This window comes from Sphingobium sp. L-44, assembly GCF_056859495.1.
The window spans coordinates 13676-30861 of the sequence record NZ_JBSXOQ010000060.1; the positions used below are offsets into that span (position 1 = coordinate 13676).

Below are 17186 nucleotides of genomic sequence, written 5' to 3' on the forward strand. Positions count from 1 at the left end.
TGTCGCGATCAGGCGAACAGCTTGGCGCGGATCAGGTTCAGATCTTCCTCGGGACGCGCACCCCAGTGCGAAATGACTTCGGCGGCCGCCGAAGCGCCCAATGCCAGGCAATCCTCGACGCTGCGCTCTTCCAGATGCGCGGCCAGATAACCGGCGGCGAACAGGTCGCCTGCACCGGTGGTGTCGATGATCTGGCTGACGGGCGCAGCCGGCGCCTCGTGACGCACGCCATCGACGATGGCGACCGCGCCCTTTTCGCTGCGGGTCGACACCAGCACCGGCACCTTGTCGGCGAAGCGGGCCAGCGCCTTGTCGAAATCATCGACCTGCGCCAGCGACTGGATCTCGCCCTCGTTCGAGAAGAGGATGTCGATCAGCCCCTGTTCGATCAGGTCGATGAAGTCGGCGCGATGGCGGTCGATCACGAAATTGTCGGACAGGGTGAAGGCGACCTTGCGGCCGGCTTTGCGGGCGGCGTCGATCGCGGCGCGCATCGCGGCGCGCGGCTGCTCGGGATCCCACAGATAGCCTTCCAGATACAGGATGCGGGCCGACTGGATCAGTTCCAGATCCAGCGCTGCTTCGGGCAGGAACTGCGAAGCGCCCAGGAAGGTGTTCATGGTGCGCTGCGCGTCCGGCGTCACCAGGATCAGGCAGCGGGCGGTCGGGATGTCGCCCTGCATCACCGGCGTGTCGAACTTGATGCCCAGCGCGCGCACGTCATGGGCGAAGACCGCGCCCAACTGATCGTCATTGACCTGGCCGATGAAGCCGCACTTGGCGCCCAGCGCGGCGAGGCCGGCCAGCGTGTTGGCGGCCGAACCGCCGCTGATTTCCTTGGCCTGGGGCATGTCGGCATAAAGGGTCTCGGCCATTTCGGCGTCGATCAGCTGCATGCCGCCCTTGGTCAGCGCATGCTGCGCCAGGAAGGCGTCGTCGCTCCGGGCCAGAACGTCGACAATGGCATTGCCGATCGCGACAACGTCAAGCGTGGGGGAAGAAGTCACGCGGGCTCCTGTGAAAGATGATGGGAAAATAGCGGTAAATTGGGCCGTCTCTACCGGTCCGGGGGCGCTGGCGCAACGCTGCTGATTGACGGAGCCGCCGGGGCGCAGGATATCGGGCCATGATCATCACCGCGGCGCTGCGCGCCTTCCCCCTGATCTTCCACGCCGCGGCGCGCCGGCTGTTGGCGAAGACGCTGGCGCTGACCCTGTTGCTCTTCGTCCTGCTGGGCGTCGGACTATGGGCGGCCTTTCACGCCACGCGCCTGCATTTCGGCTGGGGCGAGGGCGACGGTTGGGGCGGCATGGCGGAGGCGGCGGCGACGGGTCTTGCCCTCATTGCGGCAAGCTGGCTGCTGTTCCGCACCATCGCCATGCTGGTCATGGGCTTGTTCGCCGACGATGTGATCGAGGCGGTGGAGCGCGATACTTATCCACAGGCTGTGGGCCGGCCGGTGGGCTATGCGCGCAGCCTTCATTATGCGCTGCGCTCGGTCGGCCGAACGCTCGGCTGGAACCTGGTGGCGCTCCCGGGCTATGTGCTGCTGCTGGTCACGGGGGTCGGCACGATCGGGCTGTTCCTGGCGGTGAATGCCTATCTGCTCGGCCGCGACCTTGCCGACATGGTCGAGCCGCGCCATCCCGGCCTGCCGCCGATCGGCCGTGGCAACCGATGGCTCATGGGCCTCGTTTCGGCGCTTCTCTTCCTCATTCCCCTGGTCAACCTGCTTGCGCCGATCTGGAGCGCGGCTATGGCGGTCCACATGTTGCTAGGGTCCAAGAGGAAGCCGGTCTGATGTCGCCCCGTTTCGCGCTCGCCGCGCTCCTGTCGCTGCCGCTCGCGGCCTGTGGCGGCGTCGTCCCGCCCGCCACCAGCTACACCCCGCCGCCCGCCGGTCCGCCGGCCAGCGCCTTCACCAAGACCGGGCCGCTGATGGGCATGGACGCCAAGCGCCTGACCCAGATGTTCGGCACGCCGCGCCTCGACATTCGCGAAACGACCGTGCGCAAGCTGCAATTCGCCAATGGTCGCTGCGTGCTCGACGCCTATCTCTATTCGCCCGGCAAGGGGAAGGAGCCGGTGGTGACCCATGTCGATGCCCGCACGCCCGCCGGCACAGACGTCGACCACGCTTCCTGCGCCGCTACGCTCCAGCAGCGCTGAGCAATTGGCCTAGCGCCCATTCGGCCGCTTCCGCCACCACCGGATCGGGATCGGAGGTCAGCGGCCGCAGCCGGTCGACCAGCCCCAGGTCGCCGCTATTGCCTGCCGCGATCGCCGCATTGCGCACCATCCGGTCGCGCCCGATCCGCTTGATCGGCGACCCGGAAAAAATTTCGCGAAAACCCGCATCGTCCAGGTCGAGTAGGTCGCCCAGCGCCGGCGCGGCCAGCTCCGCCCGGCCGATGAAGGCGCGGTTGGCCGCTGCCCCCTGCGCAAACTTGTTCCAGGGGCAGGCCGCCAGGCAATCGTCGCAGCCATAGATACGGTTGCCCATCCGTGCCCGGAACTCTTCCGGGATCGGTCCCTTATGCTCGATCGTCAGGTATGAGATGCAGCGCCGCGCATCGACAATATAGGGCGCGGGAAAGGCATCGGTCGGGCAGGATGACAGACAGGCCGTGCAACTGCCGCAATGGTCCACTTCCGGCGCATCAGGCTCCAGCGCGATCTCGGTATAGATGGCGCCCAGGAACAGCCAGCTGCCATGCTGACGGCTCACCAGATTGCTGTGCTTGCCCTGCCAGCCCAGCCCCGCGCCCTGCGCCAGCGGCTTTTCCATCACGGGTGCGGTATCGACGAACACTTTCAGCGCGGTCGGCTGCTGATCAACCAGCCAGCGGGCCAACGCCTTCAGCGCCTTCTTCACCACATCATGATAGTCGCGACCCTGCGCATAGACCGAAATGCGGCCCCGATCGCCGACCTCGGCCAGCGCCAGCGGATCGCGGCCGGGGGCATAGCTCATCCCCAGCATGATGACGCTGCGCGCCTGCGGCCACAGGCCTGTGGGCGATCCGCGCTGCTCGGCCCGCTCCTCCATCCACAGCATGTCGCCATGATGGCCGGCCTCCAGCCATTGGCGCAGCCGCTCGGCCGTGCGCGGCGCGGCGTCGGCGCGCGCGATCGCGCAGGCGGCAAAGCCCAGCTGCGCGGCCTGCGCTTTCAGGCGCTGCTCCAATGTTTCGTTTTGCACTGGCATGGTCCGGGATTATCAGGGGCGGATGATCGGTGACACTCCGGCTCCTGCCGCCCCCTATGCCGTCGAAGGCCATGCCCTTGTCAAGGCGTTCGGCGATTTTCGCGCGGTGGATGGCGTCGACATCGCCGTGCCCGCCGGCACCATCTATGGCATTTTGGGGCCGAACGGCGCGGGCAAGACGACCTTGCTGCGCACCCTGCTCGGCATCATCGACCCTGACGAGGGCCACCGCACCCTGCTGGGCGATGGCGCGCCGCTGCGCATGGCCAAGCAGGTCGGCTATCTGCCCGAGGAGCGCGGCCTCTACCCGTCGATGAAGGCCTATGAGGCGATTGCCTTCATGGGCGCATTGCGCGGCCTGCCGCTCCATGTCGGGCGCGAACGGGCGCGCGCCATGCTCCAGGACTATGGCATGGGCGCCTCGGTCGAAAAGCCGATCCGCCAGCTCTCCAAGGGCATGGCCCAGACCGTGCAGCTATTCGGCACGATCGTCCATGAACCGCGTCTCATCGTCCTCGACGAGCCCTTCTCCGGCCTCGACGCGATGAATCAGGAAAAGCTGGAGGCGCTGATCCGCGATCAGGCGCGCAAGGGCGTCACCATCCTCTTTTCCACCCATGTCATCGCCCATGCCGAACGATTGTGCGAACGCATCGCCATCGTCGCGGGCGGCCGCATCCGGTTCGAAGGATCGGTCAGCGACGCCCGCGACCGCCTGCCGCCCCAGGTGACATTGCGCACACGGCTGAGCGACGGTGCCTGGCGCCGCGCCTTGCCGACCGACACGCTGGCGCAGGATGGCGCCTGGCATTTCGCGCTGCCCGATGATGGCATCGAACCGCTGCTGCGCGCCCTGCTCGACGGTCAGGCCGGCATTGAAAGCCTGTCGATCGAACGGCCGGGCCTGCATGACGCATTCGTCGCGATCGCGGGGGAGGCCGCCGCCCGACAGATGCGCGATGACGCCACGCAGGAGGCCGGGGCATGAAGGAATTGCTGCGCGCCGCCAGTGTCATCGCCCGGCGGGATTTCACCGCCGTCGTCCTGTCGCGCACCTTCATCCTGTTCCTGATCGGGCCGCTGGTGCCGATCATCATCGGCATGGTCTTTGCCGGTTTCACCCAGAAGATTTCCAGCACCGACCTGCGCCCGGTCGTGGGCATCGCCATGGCGCCGGCCGATGTCGGCGCGCTCGAACGGGCGCATGCGCGCCTGACCGAACGCATGGGGCCACAGGCGCTGCCGCGACTGCACGCCGTGCCGCTCGGCACCCCGCCGCGCACCCAGCTGGCCCGGCCCGATTCCGACGTCGTCGCCATCCTGTCGGGCACGGTCTCCCGCCCGGTCCTGACCGGCAAGCCGGAGGATCTGGACCGGTTGCAGGGCGATCTCAGCCTGATCGCCAGCGCGGCGCAGGCCGAAAAGGTGCTGCACATGGTCAAGGTCGAGCGGCAGGAAGTGGCGACCAGTCTCGGTGCCCAATCTCAGGCCCGTCTGCTGATCGGCCGCACCGGCCAGATCGTCATCTTCTTCCTCACCATCTTGCTGGCGGGCATGATCCTGTCCAATCTGGTCGAGGAAAAGACGAACAAGATCATAGAGATATTGGCTGCCGCCGTGCCGGTGGACGCGATCTTCCTCGGCAAGCTTATCGCCATGCTGGGGATGAGCTTCGTCGGCATCGCCTTCTGGGGCGCCACCGCCTTCACCATCTTCATGGCGTTGAAGGCGCCCGGCACGGTCTTGCCCGATCCGGCGGTGGGCTGGCCCGCCTTCATCGCACTCGGCATCCTCTATTTCGCCATGGCCTATACTTTGCTCGGCTCGCTGTTCCTGGGGATCGGCGCGCAGGCGGCGACCGTGCGCGAGGTGCAGACGCTCAACATGCCGATCACCATGGGCCAGATGATGATCTTCTTCTTCGTCTCCTACACGGTCGACCATATGGGATCGCCGCTCGAAGTGGCGTCGGTGGTCTTTCCCTTCTCCTCGCCCTTCGCGATGATCGCGCGGGCGGCGCAGGATGCGGCGCTTTGGCCGCATCTGGTGGCGATCCTGTGGCAGGGCGTCTGGGTCGCCCTCATCATCCGCATCGGCGTACTGCTGTTCCGCCGCCATGTGCTCAAATCCGGCGGCCGCTGGTGGAAGCAGTTGTTCAGGAGCTCGACAGGCTGAACAGGCTAGGGAGGGATAATGAACCGGCGGCATTTTCTCTATGGCGTCGCAACCGGCGCCTCTGCACTGGCCCTGTGGCAATTCCGCCCCGACGCGGCGGAGGCCGCCTATCCCTATCGCCTGACCGACGCGCAATGGCGCAGCAGGCTCAGCCCCTGGGCCTATAAGGTGCTGCGCCAGGGCGCGACCGAATTTCCCGACAGCAGCCCGCTCAACCGGGAACATCGCGCCGGCACCTTCACCTGCGCCGGCTGCGCGCAAAATCTGTTCAGTTCCAAGACCAAGTTCGACAGTGGCACCGGCTGGCCCAGCTTCTATGCGCCCTTGCCCCGCGCCATCGGCACCTCGCGCGACTTCAGCCTGGGCGTGCCCCGGACCGAAGTCCATTGCGCCCGTTGTGGCGGCCATCTCGGCCATGTGTTCGACGATGGACCCAAGCCCACGGGCCTGCGCTACTGCATGAACGGCGTGGCGCTGGCCTTCAGTCCCGCCTGACCTTGTAGATGCGCAGCGGCCCCTTGGTCGGCAGTGGCTGCAGCCAGTCGGGCACATTGCTCCGCATCAGGTGCGCCGACAGGCTCTGGGGATGCTCCTTGGCATAGAGCGCATATTCTGTCAGGCCCGCGCAGGTCACGACATAGTCGGCGCCATGCCCGCCATTGACCGACCGGATCACCGCGCGCGCCGTGTCGGGCGTCGCCATGAACCCTTCGATCACTGCGGTGATGCCAGCGGCGTTGCGGTGATGGGCAGTGCCGATCACGCGGTGCGGCGTCTGCACCAATATGTCGGGGCCAAGGTCCAGCGGCGCGAACAGGGTGGACGGGGGCAGGGTGTGCAGCGGCGCCAGCGTGGCAGCGGCCCGGCAATTGACGGCGCTGGTCTTGGCCGACGGGGCTTCGGGGATCAGGGCAATCCATAGCGCGCAGATTCCGGCCGGGGTCAGCAGGATCAGCGCCACCGATCCCAGGACGCGCACCAGCGCCTGCGACGACGCCTGTACCTTGCGGAACAGGGCGATCAGCAACCAGGCGACACCGGGCAGGGCATAGACATGGGCGACCGACACGGCGCGCATCACCAGCAGCGACACCGCCATCGCCCCCAGCAGCAACAGGGTCAACGCCAGCCAGCGCATGCGCGCATCGCGGTTTACGGTTTGCCGCGCGGCGACCATTGCGCCGGCCAGCCCAACCAGTGCGGGCAACAGGATCACGCCGCGCAGCGACAGGCTCTGCACCCAGATCGGCCGGCCCTCCATCACCTGCAAATACCAATATTTATAGGCCAGCGGCCCGAGCGCCTGGAACGGATCGCCTGACAGGCAGGGACCACCGATCGCCAGCAGGATCGCAATGGCGGCCCCGCCGCCGATCGCGGCGATCAGGAAGCGCCGGGACATGCTGGCCGTGCCGATCAGCTTGCCGGCCAGCGGCACCAGCACCGCCATTGCCACCAGCGGCCAGACATAGGCGGCCGACAGCGCGTCGCATTGGTCATGCAGCAAGGCCGCCTTTCCGCGCAGCAAGGCCAGCAGCGCAAGCGCCGCCCCGCCCAGCGTCGCCGCAAAGGCCATGAAGCGCGGCGCTTCCCGGCCATCAAGCCATTGGCGCAGCGCAAACAGTCCGGCGAACAGCGCGACATAGGGCAGGGCTTCACTCGAAATCTGCAACCAGACTGCCAGCGCCAGCGCGCTCGTCACGCCGCCACGCACCCGGCTGCTATCCAGTGCGCCGGCCAGCGCGATCGTCGCCATCCAGATCTGCCAGCCATGATGGTCGATCCGCAGCGGCGTGAATTGCACCAGGATCGACGGTGCCGTCAGCAGCAAGGCCACGGTCATCAGGGCCAGAACAGGATCGCCAAGCCGCCGGGCCGCCAGATGCACGGTACCGGCCAACCCGCCCAGCAACAGCAGCGGCACGGTGATGCAGGCGACCAGTTCTGGGGTCGCAGGCCCCAGCAGTAGCCGTGCCAGCAGGATCAGCCCTGCCACCGGCATGTCGACGATGCGCGACCAGTGCATCGGTCCGCCCAGTGGCGGGTTCACCCGATGCTGGCTGACATCCCAGAAGTTCTGTCCGCCGATCCAGTCACGCACCTGCGCCAGCCGCATGGCATCATCGGGATCGCGAAAGCCCAGCGCGGCGAAATCGCCATGGAACAGCCACAGCATGACCGCGCTGCACGCCAGCCAGGCGAGCAGTATCAGCCAGCGGCCATGATGCTCAGCTGCGCGCGAAAATGCCATATTTGCGGATCGCATAGACGCTCAGGAAACTGGCCGGCACCGATATCAGCTTGGCGATCGCCGGGGCAATGCCGACGGCGCTCAGCCCGCCAACCATGGCCATGGTGATCCCCATGCCGACCAGCGCACTGGCCACGAAGCCGAACCGCTGGGCATGACTGGGGCCGGTGCCCGTATCGAACACGAAGCGGATGCTGATCACCCAATGCACGACCAGGCCGAAGGCATAGCCCCCGAACGCGGCAAGAGTCGGCGTCGCACCGGCCCGGCTCAGCATCAGGAAGGTCGCCATATCGCTCGACAGCGCGCAGATGCTGGCCAGCAGATAGCGGGCGAACATGAAGCGCGCGGCGATGCTGCCCAGCCGGGCGGTCAGGGCGCGCAACGGCTCGCCCATCGTCTCATGCGGCCTTCAGGCGGGAAGGCACCAGTCGTTCGCTGGCAAGGGCGGCGCGCTGTCCTTCGACATCCTGCCCTTCCTCACCCGATTCATGATATTCGGCGTCCTCGTTGACGCCCCAGACGTCATAGACGTGGGTGCCGGCCTCGATGTTGCGCACTGTCAACATCGCCGTCATCATCGCATGATCCTGGTTGTTATAGCGGTGCATGCCGTTGCGGCCGACCAGATGGAGCGTCGGGGCGACGGCTTCCAGTTCGGTGCGCATCGCCAGCACATGGTCGGCATAGGCATCGTCATAGACCGGATAGGCCTTTTCCTGCCGCACCACCGCGCCGCCGACGACATCGTCGGGATTGCATAGGCCCAATATGGCCATTTCCTTCTTGGCCAGGTCGATCAGGTCGGCATCGGCCGACGCCCACAGCCCATCGCCCTCGAAGCAGAAATATTCCAGGCCCACACAGGCGACCGATTCATCGGGCACCATTTCGGGCGACCAGCTGCGGAAATTCTGGATGCGGCCGACCTGCACCTTGCTGTCGTGGATATAGATCCAGTTGTCGGGGAACAGGTCCTCCGACTTGATCATCAGCGCCACGGTCAGGAAATCGCGATATTTGAGCTCCATCGCCTCGGGCAGGGTTTCGGGCAGCGGATGGATGCGCGCGGCCAGCTCACGCATCGGCGCGGACGAAATCACATGGGCGGCGTTGATGATGACATCGCCATCCGGGCCGTCCGCCACCACGCGCCAGCGCTCCGTGCCCTGATCCTGCGCCAGCTGCTTCAGGCTGTGCGCCATCAAGATCTGGTTGCCGCCCTCGATTACCCGATCGCGCGCGGCTTCCCACATCATGCCGGGGCCAAGGCGCGGATAGCGGAAGGTTTCGAGCAACGTCTTGGTCGCCATGCCGTCATTGGGCTTCTTGTTGAGGCCGAGGCTCCGCTTCAGCCCATCGACCACCGCACCCCACAGCGACAGGCCCTTGATCCGCTGCGCCGCCCAGTCGGCCGACATTTCGTCGCACGGCATGCCCCAGACCTTCTCGGTATAGGTCTTGAAGAAGATCGAGAAGAGCTTGTGGCCGAACGCGTTGACGGTCCAGTCCTGGAAGGAGCGGACATTGCGGTTGGGGAACAGCTTGGCCTTGGCGAAGCTCGCCATGCACAGGGTCGAGCGCCACACACCCAGATTCCACAGCGCCTCGAACGCGCGCAGGGGATAGGAGTAGAATTTTCCCTCATAATAGATGCGGCTCATGCGCGGGCGCTGGATGAAATCGTCCGGCAGGATCTCGTTCCACAGGTCCACCACTTCCTTCGACTTGGAAAAGAAGCGGTGGCCGCCAATATCGAATCGATAGCCATCCAGCTCGACCGTGCGGCTGATGCCGCCGACATAGACCGGGTCTTTCTCGATGACGGTGACGGAAAAGCCTTTTTTCGTCAGCAGATAGGCGGCGGTGAGGCCGGCCGGGCCTGCCCCGATGATGGCGACGTCCACACTCTGGTCGACACGCGACATGCTCTATATCCCCTGGATGGTCCTTCGTGTCTCGCTGAGTGAAGGAAATCCTCTAAGGAGTGGTTAATCGCCGGTAAGCATGAAGTGGTTGCCGACAGGACAAAGGGCCGCCCCGCATGTGCGGAACGGCCCCCTGCAGTCCCAGTGACGGGGAGGGCTTCCCTTGCGGGATGGGTAAAGATCAGCCTTGGCGCTGGGCCAGCGCGTTGAGGTCGCTGCGTGCGCCGTCCAGCGCGCTGCCCACACAGTCGCGATAGTCGGGCGTCGCCGGCAGGATCGACCCGTTGACCCAGCCGCACACCTGCTTGGCGGCGCGGCTGATGCGATAATCGGCGCGGCGCAGGCCATTGTTGCTGGCCAGGTTCAGGTCGGCCACCGATACGGCGATGGTGCGGGTGGTGAGGCCGGTGGTGCCGTCAACGACGACTTCGTTGCTGCTGTTGCCGGCGATAGCCATGCCAGGCAGCGCAAGGGCCAGGGTGGCGGCCATCGCCACCAGCGTCTTCTTGGTCATCCTATTCTCCTGTCGAACATGCTTTTTCTTATGTCGTGCCCAACGCCTGACGTGGGTGCGGGGTCGTCATCCTAAATAGGATTGCCCGGTGACATTGAAAAGAGGCCAATTGCCAAAAAATGGCAGTTTTCTGCGATTTTGCGGGTGCGAACAGGATCGTTTCGCACCCGCATAAACCTGATCGAGATATTGTCCCGACGCGCCATCTAGCGCGTTGGGAAACAAACCTTAATGACGGAAGTGGCGCATGCCGGTGAAGACCATCGCCAGGCCCGCTTCGTCTGCTGCGGCAATGACTTCCTCGTCACGGATCGAGCCGCCCGGCTGGATCACCGCCGTCGCGCCGGCTTCCACTGCCGCCAGCAGGCCGTCGGCGAAGGGGAAGAAGGCGTCGGAAGCGACCGCCGAACCGATCGTGCGCGGTTCGCTCCAGCCGGCCTTCTCGGCGGCGTCCTTGGCCTTCCAGGCGGCGATGCGGGCCGATTCCAGACGGTTCATCTGACCCGCGCCGACGCCGGCGGTGCTGCCGCCCTTGGCATAGACGATCGCGTTCGACTTCACATGCTTGGCGACGGTCCAGGCGAACAGGCAGTCCTTCAGTTCCTGCTCGGTCGGCGCGCGCTTGGTCACGACCTTCAGCGCGTCCAGGTCGACCTTGCCATTGTCGCGGCTCTGGACCAGCAGGCCACCGGCGATGCTCTTGACCATCAGGCCGGGGCGGGCCGGATCGGGCAGTTCGCCGGTCAGCAGCAGGCGCAGATTCTTCTTCTTGGCGAAGATCGCCTTGGCTTCGTCATCGGCGTCGGGCGCGGCGACGACTTCGGTGAAGATGCCGCTGATCGCCTCGGCGGTCGGGCCGTCGAGCGGACGGTTGACGGCGATGATACCGCCGAATGCCGACACGCTGTCGCAGGCGAGCGCCGCTTCATAGGCTTCGATCAGCGTCTCGCCGGTGGCGACGCCGCACGGATTGGCATGCTTCACGATCACCACGGTCGGCGGGCCGTCGCGGAATTCGCTGACCAGCTCCAGCGCCGCGTCGGCGTCGTTATAATTATTGTAGCTCAGTTCCTTGCCCTGGATCTGCTTGGCCTGGGCGATGCCGTTGGCGGTCGGGCCGTTGGGCAGGTAGAGCGCGGCCGACTGGTGCGGGTTCTCGCCATAGCGCAGCGTGGTGCTGAGCTTGCTCGACAGCGACAGGCTCTCGGGGAAGGCGACGCCCTGGTCGGCAAAGGCGAACCAGTTGGCGATCATCGAATCATAGGCGGCGGTGGCGGCATAGGCCTTGGCCGCCAGCATCCGGCGGAAATCATAGCTGGTGGCGCCGCCCTTTTCGGCCATTTCGGCGATAAGGCGGGCATAGTCGGCCGGATCGGTGACGATCGCGACGCTCTCATGATTCTTTGCGGCCGAACGGACCATCGACGGGCCGCCAATGTCGATATTCTCGATGATCTCGTCGCGGTCGGCGCCCTTGGCCACGGTCGCGGCGAAGGGATAGAGGTTGACGATCACCAGGTCGATCGCGCCGATTTCATGCTCGTCCATCGACGCGACATGCTCGGGGTTGCCCCGCACCGCCAGCAGGCCGCCATGGACCTTGGGGTGCAGCGTCTTGACGCGGCCGTCCATCATTTCGGGGAAGCCGGTCAGTTCGGAAATATCCTTCACGGCCAGGCCCGCCTCGCGCAGCGCCTTGGCGGTGCCGCCGGTCGACACCAGTTCGACGCCATGCTGGCCCAGTGCCTGGCCCAGTTCGATGAGGCCGGTCTTGTCCGATACGGAAAGGAGGGCGCGCTTGATGGTGACGTCGGTGGTCATGGGGATGCTTCCTGCTGTTCGGGATGCCGCTTCAGGCTTGCCGCAGCCCTCTAGTCGCGCGCGGCGCAAAAATACAGTCCTCACGCGCAGGGAATTTCCCGATCTTGCGGGCTTTTCCCGCTACTGTATTGTGATCGCATAACAGTTGGGGGATCTGACATGCGCTATCTGCTCGCCGCCACCGCCTTGCCCTTGCTCGTTGCCTTCCCGACGCTGGCGCAAATTCCGACGCCGGAACGGGCAGTTAGCGATCCCAAAAGCCTGACCTCGCCCGTCAATCCCGACGCCCGCGCCGTGCCGCTCGCCGACATCGGCGCCTCGCGCAGCCTGTCTAGCGCGGCGTGGAGCGCCGACGGCAAACAGATTTTCGTCGCCACCAACCTCACCGGCCGCACCAATATCTGGCGCACCGACACCGCCGGCAGCTGGCCGGTGCAGCTGACCCAGTCTGACGATGCCCAGACCGGGCTCGCCGCCTCGGCCGACGGGCGCTACCTGCTGTTCCAGCAGGATGTCGGCGGCAACGAATATAGCGACATCTATCGCGTGCCGGTGGGCGGCGGCGCGGTCGAGAATCTCACCAACACGCCCGACCGGCGCGAAAGCGACCTGCTGGTGGGCCCCAGCGGCGGGCTGGTCGCACTCGTCACCAAGCTCAAGACGCAAGGCCAGTCCAATGTCGCGGTGATGGACGGCGCGGGCAGGGTGCGCGACCTGACGCGGGAGGCCGACCCGCAGTTCAGTTGGTCACCGGTCGCCTGGATCGCGGATGGCAAGGCGCTGATCGCCAACCGCATGCGGATCGATTCCAAGGTCAGCGAAATCTGGCGCATCGACGTAGCCAACGGCAAGGCGGCGAAATTGCTCGGCAAGGCCGACACCGTCTATGCCGCGACCGATGCGAGTGCGGACGGCCAATGGATCGCCGTCTCCACCGATGAGGGCAGCGGCCAGATGCATGGTGGCGTGCTTGAAGCCGCCACCGGCAAATGGCGCTGGCTCAAATCCACGCCCTGGGAACAGGTGCCGGCCAGCTTCACCCGCGACGGCAGGGCGCTCATCTTCCGTATCAACGCTGACGCGCGCAGCACTCTCTATCACTTCGATCTGGCGAGCGGCGTCGAAACCCCGCTCGCCATCCCGCCGGGCGTCAATTATCTGGTCGGCAGCGAGCCGCGCTCGCCTGACGGCGCCATGTTGATGCTCAACCATTCGGGCGCCGATTCGCCGGCCAACCTCTATCTTTATGACCTTGCGGCCGGCGCTGCGCGTCCCGCGACACAGCTTGCCATCGCCAGCCTCCATCCCGCCGCGCTGCCCAAGTCGGATGTCGTCACCTACAAGAGCTTCGATGGCACGCTCATCAGCGCGATCGTGACCATGCCGGCCAATCTCAAGCGCGACGGCAGCAACCCCGCTATCGTCCTGCCCCATGGCGGTCCCACCGGTCAGGCGCAGGATGGTTACAGCCGCTACGCCACCGCCTTCGCCAGTCGCGGCTATGTGGTGATCCAGCCCAATTTCCGCGGCTCGACCGGCTATGGCAAGGCGTTCCAGGACGGCAATGTCAAGGATCTGGGCGGCGCCGACCTCAAGGACACGGTCGCGGCCAAGCATTTCCTGGTCGACAGCGGCTATGTCGATGCCAAGCGGGTCGGCATCTTCGGCGGCAGCTATGGCGGTTTCATGACCCTGATGGCGATCGGCCGGGCGCCCGACGAGTTCGCCGCTGCCGTCCAGTGGTTCGGCATCATCAACTGGCGCACCATGTATCGCGACCAGGATGAGGAACTGAAGGCCTATCAGCGTAGCCTGCTCGGCACGCCGGAGAGCGATCCCAAGGTCTATGATGCGGCCTCGCCGCTCACCTATATCCGTGCGGCGAAGGCGCCCCTGCTTACCATCCAGGGCGAAAATGACATCCGCGTGCCGCGCGGCCAGGCGCAGGAGGTGCATGACATCCTCAAGGCGAAGGGCAATGTGGTGGAGACGATCTTCTACCCGGCCGAGGGCCATGGCTTCCAGAAGAAGGAGAACCAGCTCGACTCGCTGACCCGCACCGTCGCCTGGTTCGATACCTATCTCAGGCCGTCGCTTGTCCGATGAAAGGCTCTAGCGGCCCGGCCGCTGAAAGTGGCCGGGCCTGAGAGCGAGGTCGTTGATTGGTAGCAAACGGGCCTCGGGTCGCCCCTCTTGCATGCGCCCTTGTCCGGGCCGTTCATAGGAAAAAACGGACATCGATAGCCGGCTGAACAATAGCGCCCGCGTGATGGCCAATGCGATGCGGGTCAGCCGACCCGCTTGAACAGCCAGCCGATACTGGAGCCGCCCGGCAGTGCTTCGCTCGTGACCACCAGCTGCCTTGTCGGGTGGGGGCGGCCGTCGCCATCGACCCACAGGCTATCCTCGACGCTCAGCACGCCGGCGCCGGTCCGGAACTGCCACAGCGCGCCCAGCTCGATCCGCAGCAGCGCGCCCTGGCTGTCGGCGGTCAGGGTCGGTTCCACGCCCGGCGCCAGATGGAAGCGCAGCTGCACCGGCCGCTTGACCGGCTTCTTGCCGCGCGTCGCCGGGGTCAGCATATCCTCGCCGCGCACTTCCTTGCCGTCGCCGCTCATCATCAGCAGGCGGCGGTGGACATAGCCCATGCGGCGGACATAGCCGTCATGGCTCAGCTCCACCCTGCTGCCATTGTCCAGTTCCTGCCGGTTCAGCTCGACCTCGGTCACGCCCTTGCCTAGCGTGCCGTCGGGCATCAGCGCGGTCGAATTGCTGTCGTCCAGCACCAGCGTGCTGTGCGCCGCGGTGGAGCGCAGCGCCTGGGCCAGGTCGCGCGGGATATAGGCGCCTTCCAGCGCTGCGCCGCCACAATTGATGACCAGCCGCAGCCGTCCGTCGCTGATCTCGATCGCGCCGGTGGAGGCGCAGCCGGCGGCCGCCAGGCGCGCGACCGGCGGCGGCGCCGCATCGATCTGCACCACCGTATTGCCCGCGCTGATCCGCTGATAGCCCCAGTCGCGCGCCTGCCGCAGCGGCCGGGTCCGCACCCGGCTGGCCTGCACCAGCGCCTCGACCATGTCGGGGTCGACCGCACCCGCGCCCTGCCAGTTGCCCAGCCCCCCATCGCCATGGGTCAGGCCCAGCAAGGCCGGCACCGCGCGGCTCAGCCCGTCGATCAGGAAGCCGGGCACCTGTTCGCGCCGCACCTCATAGACCGCGACCACCATCGCCAGCAGCATCACGCCTTCCAGCTGCGCCAGCGGCGACCGGGAAATAATGCCGCCATCGGCATGGAAGGCGCTGTCGATCGCGCGCTTCAGGCCCGCTTCGCCGAACAGCTTGCGCGGATTGCCGCCGGGCATCAGCATCGACGCCGCGACGATCCCGCCCCAGGCGACCAGGCGCGGCAGGCCCGGCGCGGCTTTGTCCGCGCTCTGGTCCAGATGGCGCGCGGTGCGGGCGATGCAGTTGAGCACCAGCGACCGATAGACAAGGTCGCTCGACGACAGGATCAGCGGCGCATGGGCGGTCCAGAACAGCAAGCGCCAGGCCGCATTGTCGGCGCGCCAGGCCGGGTCGCTCGGCGTTTCGGCATGGGCCGCCAGCCATTTGCGCATCAGCGCCTCGGCCACCGGCGCGCCCTGTTCGCGCGTCGCGGCGGTCGACAGGTCGCGCAGCCAGCGGAAACTGTGCAGATAGTCGGTGAAGGCCGGGCCGACCGCCAATTTGCCGAAATCGATCGTGTCGATCGCCAGCTTCTGGCCCCGGAACAGGAAATAGCCGGCACGGATCGCCTGGCCGGCGCGCGGGTCGCCGGGCACGACATCGTCCGGCACCGCCAGCAGTTTGAGCGGATATTTGCCCTTCAGCCGCCGGCTGTGCAGCGGCGTCTTCCAGCTCAGCCGATAGAAATGATTGGCGATCCGCTCGGCCAGCGACAGGCCCTTGTCATCCGCGACGCGGATGAGCCGCTTGCCCTGTTCGATGCCGTCGTCGGCCGGTTCATGACCGGCGTCGACCGCGACAGGGGAGGACTGGCGCCGCTGGTTCGTCACCCGCCCCGCAGCGTCCTGATATTGTCGGCATAGGCGGCCGGGCCGCCACGGAAGGTCGCGGTGCCGGCCACCAGAACGTCGGCACCGGCCGCGATCGCCTTGGGCGCGGTGTTGATGTCGATGCCGCCATCGACCTGCAGGCGGATGTCGCGACCGCTCTTCTCGATCATCTTGCGGCACGCCTCGATCTTGCGCAGCTGATTCTCGATGAAGCTCTGGCCGCCGAAACCGGGATTGACGCTCATCACCAGGATCAGGTCGATATCGTCGATCAGATAGTCCAGCATCTTGGCCGGGGTGCCGGGGTTCAGCACCACGCCCGCCTTCACGCCCAGCGACTTGATATGCTGCACGGTGCGGTGGATGTGAGGGCCGGCCTCGGGATGGACGGTGATGATGTCGGCGCCGGCCTGGGCGAAGGCGTCGAGATACTGGTCCACCGGCGAGATCATCAGATGCACGTCGAACGGCTTTTTCGTGTGCGGGCGCAGCGCCTTCACCACGGCTGGACCGATGGTGATGTTGGGCACGAAATGCCCGTCCATCACGTCGATATGGATCCAGTCGCAACCGGCTTCGTCGATGGCGCGGACTTCCTCGCCCAGCCGTGCGAAATCGGCGGACAGGATGGACGGAGAGATGAGAATGGGATGGGTCATTTGACCGCTCGCATTAGCCCTCCCTTGGGGCGAGGGCAACGCATGATTTGCGCGGCGCGGCGATGAGTCGCGTCAGGGGATGAAGAAGGTCGTGGGTTCCAGTCGGACGGGCGCACCGACATCCTTCGGCAGCCATTGCTTGACCCCGTGCAGCGCCACCGTTTCGCCGTCCAGCAGCACCGGCGCGGCGATCAGCCGCATCGCGCAATCGCTGCCGTCCGGGCGGCGAATGTCGACGTCCAGGGTGAAGCCGCGCTGGTGGCGGATGGCATAGGCGCGTAGCCGCTCCATCGCCTCGCGGCTGTCATGGGCATAGAGCGACACCGACAATGGCCGGGGCACGATGCTGCCCGGCTCCAGCCCGAATATGTCATAGACGCCTTGGGTCCAGCTGATGCTGTTGTCGGCCAGATTGCAATGCCACAGGCCCAGCCCCCGGTCGGCCAGCGCCGCCTCATTCCCCGCAATATCCTGGTCCAGAACCACCGGCGCGAGATGCTCGCGCAGGTCGTAGAGTGGCCAGCTATGATGCAGGGGCAGGGGTTCGGTCGGACGCAAGACGGGCCTTTCCAGCG

General features: G+C 66.2%; 16 protein-coding genes. 6 read left to right on the forward strand and 10 right to left on the reverse strand.

The features are described 5' to 3' along the window. Positions 1-8 precede the first annotated feature (8 nt). A complete protein-coding gene (locus AC13EK_RS05955; protein ID WP_483022087.1) occupies positions 9-1007 on the reverse strand; it encodes an adenosine kinase in 999 nt (332 codons plus the stop codon). A gap of 119 nt (positions 1008-1126) precedes the next feature. On the opposite strand from AC13EK_RS05955, the gene AC13EK_RS05960 reads away from it, so the two are divergent. Both AC13EK_RS05960 and AC13EK_RS05965 read left to right on the forward strand, forming a co-directional pair. Then, on the forward strand, positions 1127-1801 hold the full coding sequence (locus AC13EK_RS05960; protein WP_069336393.1) for an EI24 domain-containing protein: 675 nt from the start codon (positions 1127-1129) through the stop codon (positions 1799-1801). After that, positions 1801-2169 carry a hypothetical protein gene (locus tag AC13EK_RS05965; RefSeq protein ID WP_004208885.1) on the forward strand — a complete coding sequence of 123 codons (369 nt, stop codon included), beginning with the start codon at positions 1801-1803 and terminating at the stop codon, positions 2167-2169. The genes AC13EK_RS05960 and AC13EK_RS05965 overlap by 1 nt, the downstream gene beginning before the upstream one ends. Here the strand turns inward: AC13EK_RS05965 and queG are convergent. Beyond that, positions 2150-3208, reverse strand: coding sequence for a tRNA epoxyqueuosine(34) reductase QueG (gene queG / locus AC13EK_RS05970; RefSeq protein WP_069336392.1), 1059 nt, complete (start codon positions 3206-3208; stop codon positions 2150-2152). The genes AC13EK_RS05965 and queG overlap by 20 nt on opposite strands. A gap of 22 nt (positions 3209-3230) precedes the next feature. Here queG and AC13EK_RS05975 point away from each other — a divergent pair, with 22 nt between their 5' ends. The 3 genes from AC13EK_RS05975 to msrB are packed head-to-tail and all read left to right on the forward strand — an operon-like array spanning position 3231 to position 5878. Continuing rightward, positions 3231-4196, forward strand: a complete 966-nt coding sequence (locus tag AC13EK_RS05975; protein ID WP_037510108.1) for an ABC transporter ATP-binding protein — start codon at positions 3231-3233, stop codon at positions 4194-4196. Next, positions 4193-5383, forward strand: a complete 1191-nt coding sequence (locus tag AC13EK_RS05980; protein ID WP_069336391.1) for an ABC transporter permease — start codon at positions 4193-4195, stop codon at positions 5381-5383. Before AC13EK_RS05975 ends, AC13EK_RS05980 begins: the two co-directional genes overlap by 4 nt. An 18-nt stretch (positions 5384-5401) precedes the next feature. Further along, positions 5402-5878 (forward strand): peptide-methionine (R)-S-oxide reductase MsrB, encoded by a 477-nt coding sequence (msrB, locus tag AC13EK_RS05985; RefSeq protein WP_004208881.1) that lies wholly within the window; start codon positions 5402-5404, stop codon positions 5876-5878. On the opposite strand, the gene AC13EK_RS05990 is transcribed toward msrB, so the two are convergent. From AC13EK_RS05990 to purH, 5 genes are all read right to left on the reverse strand, one after another. After that, entirely contained in the window at positions 5865-7634 is a 1770-nt protein-coding gene (locus AC13EK_RS05990; protein ID WP_069336390.1) for a hypothetical protein, read from the reverse strand. The two genes, msrB and AC13EK_RS05990, sit on opposite strands and share 14 nt — an antisense overlap. Then, positions 7612-8031, reverse strand: coding sequence for a GtrA family protein (locus AC13EK_RS05995; RefSeq protein WP_069336389.1), 420 nt, complete (start codon positions 8029-8031; stop codon positions 7612-7614). Before AC13EK_RS05995 ends, AC13EK_RS05990 begins: the two co-directional genes overlap by 23 nt. Positions 8032-8035: 4 nt before the next feature. Continuing rightward, positions 8036-9562 (reverse strand): NAD(P)/FAD-dependent oxidoreductase, encoded by a 1527-nt coding sequence (locus AC13EK_RS06000; protein ID WP_069336388.1) that lies wholly within the window; start codon positions 9560-9562, stop codon positions 8036-8038. A 181-nt stretch (positions 9563-9743) separates the two neighbouring features. Beyond that, a complete protein-coding gene (locus tag AC13EK_RS06005; protein ID WP_004208877.1) occupies positions 9744-10076 on the reverse strand; it encodes a UrcA family protein in 333 nt (110 codons plus the stop codon). A gap of 228 nt (positions 10077-10304) precedes the next feature. Further along, positions 10305-11897 (reverse strand): bifunctional phosphoribosylaminoimidazolecarboxamide formyltransferase/IMP cyclohydrolase, encoded by a 1593-nt coding sequence (gene purH / locus AC13EK_RS06010; protein WP_069336387.1) that lies wholly within the window; start codon positions 11895-11897, stop codon positions 10305-10307. A 159-nt stretch (positions 11898-12056) separates the two neighbouring features. On the opposite strand from purH, the gene AC13EK_RS06015 reads away from it, so the two are divergent. Further along, on the forward strand, positions 12057-14003 hold the full coding sequence (locus tag AC13EK_RS06015; RefSeq protein WP_069336386.1) for a S9 family peptidase: 1947 nt from the start codon (positions 12057-12059) through the stop codon (positions 14001-14003). A 182-nt stretch (positions 14004-14185) separates the two neighbouring features. Here the strand turns inward: AC13EK_RS06015 and AC13EK_RS06020 are convergent, their stop codons facing one another. From AC13EK_RS06020 to AC13EK_RS06030, 3 genes are all read right to left on the reverse strand, one after another. Beyond that, positions 14186-15952: a heparinase II/III family protein gene (locus AC13EK_RS06020; RefSeq protein ID WP_069336385.1), complete on the reverse strand. Its 1767-nt coding sequence runs from the start codon at positions 15950-15952 to the stop codon at positions 14186-14188. Next, positions 15949-16611: a ribulose-phosphate 3-epimerase gene (rpe, locus tag AC13EK_RS06025; RefSeq protein ID WP_017501091.1), complete on the reverse strand. Its 663-nt coding sequence runs from the start codon at positions 16609-16611 to the stop codon at positions 15949-15951. Before rpe ends, AC13EK_RS06020 begins: the two co-directional genes overlap by 4 nt. Positions 16612-16683: 72 nt before the next feature. Further along, positions 16684-17169, reverse strand: a complete 486-nt coding sequence (locus AC13EK_RS06030; RefSeq protein ID WP_004208871.1) for a hypothetical protein — start codon at positions 17167-17169, stop codon at positions 16684-16686. Between the last annotated feature and the right edge of the window lie 17 nt (positions 17170-17186).